This is a genomic window from Thermoproteota archaeon (assembly GCA_030130125.1).
In the GTDB taxonomy this organism is placed as follows: domain Archaea; phylum Korarchaeota; class Korarchaeia; order Korarchaeales; family Korarchaeaceae; genus Korarchaeum.
In genome coordinates this window covers 1-4,654 of sequence record JARZZM010000049.1, presented here as the reverse complement: position 1 = coordinate 4,654, position 4,654 = coordinate 1, and the positions used below count along the sequence as shown (strand labels likewise).

5 protein-coding genes are annotated in these 4,654 nt (G+C 55.1%); 3 read left to right on the top strand and 2 right to left on the bottom strand.

Annotation, left to right across the window (positions count from 1 at the left end; all coding sequences use genetic code 11):
* On the bottom strand, window positions 1-698 hold a 698-nt coding region (locus QI197_07360), incomplete at its 3' end, for a 4Fe-4S binding protein (protein MDK2373176.1).
* 55 nt (window positions 699-753) lie between these two features.
* Complete coding sequence (locus tag QI197_07355; GenBank protein MDK2373175.1) at window positions 754-1,191, bottom strand: CBS domain-containing protein; 438 nt, start codon at window positions 1,189-1,191, stop codon at window positions 754-756.
* A gap of 328 nt (window positions 1,192-1,519) precedes the next feature.
* Between QI197_07355 and QI197_07350 the strand changes: the two genes are divergently transcribed.
* The 3 genes from QI197_07350 to QI197_07340 all read left to right on the top strand — a co-directional run.
* The gene (locus QI197_07350) at window positions 1,520-3,334 is read left to right on the top strand and encodes a hypothetical protein (protein MDK2373174.1); all 1,815 of its coding nucleotides are present in this window, start codon (window positions 1,520-1,522) and stop codon (window positions 3,332-3,334) included.
* A 56-nt stretch (window positions 3,335-3,390) separates the two neighbouring features.
* Window positions 3,391-3,606 carry a DUF5678 domain-containing protein gene (locus QI197_07345; GenBank protein MDK2373173.1) on the top strand — a complete coding sequence of 72 codons (216 nt, stop codon included), beginning with the start codon at window positions 3,391-3,393 and terminating at the stop codon, window positions 3,604-3,606.
* 186 nt (window positions 3,607-3,792) lie between these two features.
* A partial coding sequence (locus tag QI197_07340) for an extracellular solute-binding protein (GenBank protein MDK2373172.1) occupies window positions 3,793-4,654 on the top strand: 862 nt, incomplete at its 3' end.

Below are 4,654 nucleotides of genomic sequence, written 5' to 3'. Positions count from 1 at the left end.
GGATCCAAGAGGTCAAGCCCGACGCCCCTGAATTCAACCCCCATCTCCTTGGAGAGCAGTACGGCAACGAGCGGGAAGGATCCTTCCTGGGATCTAATGATGCTCCCATCTTCCACTTCCTCAAGCTTCGATAGGGGAACTGCGTGAATGATATCGGACTCCCTCGCGAACCTCCTGAAACCGATGAGCGTGAAACTAGGGGGTGTCAGATAGCCGACGGGGCAGGCATTTACGCACGCCCCGCACTCCGTGCACCTGCTCAGGTCTATTTTGACCGGTTTCTCCCTAATTATGGCATTCTCAGGGCAGCTGTCGATGCATAGGTAGCAGTGGTCGAGACTTGCGCATCTGCTATCTACGAGGGGAGCATCCATGTAGTCGAAGGAGGCCTTGGCCATTCTCCTGATGAGTATCCTCCTCTTGAGGGGCTTCTCACCCAGCACCCTGTACGGAGCTTCTGATCTCAAGTACCTGGCGTACTCCACGTACTTGGCTGGATCCTCCCACGGTGGCGAGTAAACCACTCGGAGCCAGTTGGCTCCATACCTCCTGATCAGCTCTATAATTACCTTGACCCTCTCGGGAGGACCCTTCAGCACCACGGAGATTCCTTCGTCCAACTTCTGAGCAATTTCTAGGGCTAAAGATTCCTCATCAGGCTCCTCATGTACCTCTATTAACTCGACCTCCTTAGACAAAAGCGAGCACCCTCCATCGAGACCTAACATCCAAAAAAAGGTTGAGGGGCGCCGATCACTCGGCTCCCAGCAGGACCCTCAGCAGCAGCATCGAGGCGTCCATGACGTCCCTCATCGAGAGGACGCCGACGGGCTTGCCCTCCTCATCCACCACGGGTAGGTGCGATATGTCGGCATCCTTCATCTTCCTAGTGGCCTCTTCAACGGGCTCCTCGGGCTTTATGGTGATCGGGTTCTCGGTCATCACATCCCTGACCGGTATCCCCTTACCGCAAAGGCCCCTGTATCCCGTATACAAGATATCCCTCTGGGTGACAATTCCAACGAGCTTACCATCCTCATCTACTATGAGTACACTCCCAACTTGGTTCTCCCACATGGTCTTGATGGCATCATCAACTGTCGCGGTAACCGGGAGTGTGATCGGAGGTTTACTCATTATGTCCTCGACTCGGAGGGGGACCTTCCTCTTAGGTTTCCATGCAGGGGACATGCTATCACCTGATCAGCTTGAATAGGCAATAGCTTTAAACATCACCGCACCTTGTCCGTTCCGAGAGCTGCGGGGCCCTTCTTCCATATCCGATAGTCTTCCTCTCGACGAACTCCCCTCCCGCTTGGAATAATCAATTGACGCACAAACAGTTAATTTCCCCAGTAACGACTTGAATACGGTGACTCGAATGCATAGAATGGGTAAGATTGCAGTAACTGTCCTTCTTATACTCACATTACTGGCGCCTATAACCTCTGAGGCCTCTAACAGGAGCAGAGCATTCACCAGAGTTCCGGCAGTATATCAGACACCGGAAGGAATATCGATGGGTTCACTGGGAAACCTGACCGTCGAGGTCGAGCCTGGAGAGGGCTATGTTTACTTCTCCGCCGATCCTCTAACCCAGATCGATACTCAAGGGGCAGCCAGAACTGCCGCCCTTGTCGCCAGCTACACTCTGGGCAAGGATCCCCTCTCCTACAACTTCTATTATCGTTTGGAGTCCGATAGCATGATAATAGGTGGACCTAGCGCCGGGGCGGCCATGACAGTAGCTACGATAGCCTCTCTGCTAGGAAAGGAGGTCAGGCAGGATGTCGTGATGACGGGAATGGTGAACCCAGATGGAACGGTAGGGCCGGTAGGGGGTATACCGGAGAAGCTGGAAGCTGCCGCTAGGGCTGGAGCCAAAGTGTTCTTGGTTCCCTCTGGTCAGAGGGTGGTCGAGAGGACCGTGCCCAAGCAGGTGAAGATAGGGCCCCTCATAATGACCACCGTGGAGAAGGAGAAGGTGGACCTCGTCGAGCTAGGGAAGAAACTGGGAGTGGAAGTCAAGGAGGTGAGCACAATCGCTGACGCTGCGCGGTACATGATCGGCATAGAGCTGGAGCGCCCAACAGCTAAGGAACCGAACCTCCCGAAGGAACTCAAAGGGGTGATAGAGAGGTGGGTAGATCACTACCTGAAGGAAAGCGAATACATAAGGGAGTGGGTGGAGGCGAACCTCAGCAAGCTCAGCTACATGGCTAGGAACGCGGTCGAGAAAGTTCTGGCATTATCGGAGGAGCTATCGAACAAGGCCAAGAAGGAGTTGGCCAGCGGGCTGTATTATACGGCCTCGAGTTCTGCCTTCCAGTCGACCTTCGAGGCCGAGTATGCGAGGTCCCTCGTCTACTTCGCCGTCTCTGGTTCCAAATCCGTCGATCTGATAGCTGAGAGGGCGAGTGATAAGATAAATTCGGTCGGAAGTAGGTTGAATGGGACGAAACCGAGCAGCCTGAGCTCTTTAGAGGCGTTGATAGCTGCCAAGACCCGTTACTATATGGCGAGGGACGCGCTCTCCAGAGCGACTCTGCTTGCGTCCAAGGAGGTTTATTTCGACTCCACGGACTGGGGCGCCCTCCACTGGTTGTCCTACGCGTACTGGAGGGCGGAAACGGCTGAGACTTGGACATGGCTCTTCGGGGTGGGTAAGGGAGAGACCGTGCCGGAATCACGCTTGAGGAAAGTGGCTTCGGTCATGCTATACGAGGCGGAGAGCGTGGTATCATACGCGGTCAGCCTGCTGCAGGACATCGGAGCCACCTCCGATCTGCTCAACGAGGCCTCCGATGAGCTAGATAGGGCAGGAGCCGCGTTCTCTTCGGGAGACCTGTACGGGAGCTTGGGACTGACCACCAGCGCCTTGGCGAAGGCGACGGCATCGATACACCAGTGGTTCACCAGCGACCCCAAGGCCGTCCAGGACGCCCTCAGGAAGATGAGCTACTCCTCAATAAACGAACTCCTCCGCAAGGGCATAATCCCCGTCTTGGCATTGAGCTATGCGGAGACTGCCAAGGTCTATGAGGGGTCAGGGAACCAGTTCGATTCTATAGTGTACTTCGAGCTGAGCTCGGCTCACGCCCACATGCTGTCCCTGCTTACCTTGGCGGGGGGCCAGCCCAAGCAGACCCCCATCACGACTCCCACCGCAACCGGACCAGAGACCCCCACCAAAACGCCCACCACGGTGACTATCACGGTACCACGAACCGTATCGACCCCAAGGGTGATGGGCACCCCCACTTCCCAGATGGTCCTTCTCCTCGGGGCCCTCCTCATAGGGCTCTTCGCCGGTTACCTGCTAGGGAAGCGATAGGGGCTTATTACATCTCCCCCACATCCATTTTATCCCTTCGACGCAGGAACACCCTGATGGCCACTTTAATAGACGACCTCATGGAGTACAGGAGAGGTAGGAACTGGCTGGAGAGGAATGCTTCTCTGCTCAGGATGAGCTATAGAGGTAAGTACGTGGCGGTACTTGGGAACAGGGTCGTGGACAGCGACGAGGACAGGTACAGCCTCCTCCAGAGACTTTGGTCTAGGGGACTCTATCCTGGACCTGTCATAATTCATTTCGTAGACTGAAGTCGCTTCCCAGCTGTTTGAGGTCCACCAGATCACCTCGATCACCAATAAGCTTGAACAGATCACCATACAGGGTACTCCCTGAGGGACCCCCATTCAGTTAAAGAAAAATCCTAACTTGGCGGTGAAGTTCGATCAGAGGCAAGGGTTAAAAGCAAGCCGAATTAGGCCAGTTTAGGGTTCATCATGACGAGCCGAAGGGAATTTTTGAAGATAGCGATAGCCGGTGTTGCTGGCCTCGTTGTCGGCGGAGCGGCCGGCTGGTCGCTTAGAGGACCGGGAATAAGCCCCGAGAAGATAGCTGAGTATGAGAAGGAGATAGAGAAGCTCAGGAAGCAGCTCGCTGAGAAGGGTGTGGTGACCACTACCGTGACGAAAACGGTATCAGCGATGCCCAAGCATGAGGGCTCCCTCCACGTGTATAACTGGTCATACTACATCCAAGAGGCCCTTCTCGACATATTCTCCCAGGAGACCGGCATACCTAGGGATAAGATAGTTTACGATGTGTTCGAGGACCCGGCCGAGCCCTTCGCCAAGCTCGAGGCTGGCGGTAGCGGCTACGACGTGATAGACCTTCCCGACAACGACGCGGCCCTCGCCATAAGGAGGGGGTACGTGAGGGAGCTGGACAAGTCCCTCATACCTAACGCCAAGTTCATGGATCCGAACTTCCTGAACCCACCCTTCGATCCCGGCAACAAGTACAGTTTCGTGTACATGTGGGGTACCACAGGCTACTCTTGGAGGAACTACCTCTGTCCTGAGGGAGTTACGACGGTGAAGCAGATATTCGATCCCAACTACGGATTCCTCGAGAAGTACAAGAAGAAGATAACCATGCTCGAGGAGGCTATAGAGGTCGTGCTCTCGGCCAAGGCCTATCTCGGCAAGGATCCCAACGACTGGAGCGACAAGACGATGGAGGAGGTGAAGGAGGTCCTAATAAAACAGAAGCCCTACCTTGCTGCCTACGCTGGTACGAGCGAGTACTTCCAAGGACTGGCCAACGGGAGCATATATGTGGCTCACGCCTACAACGGTGATA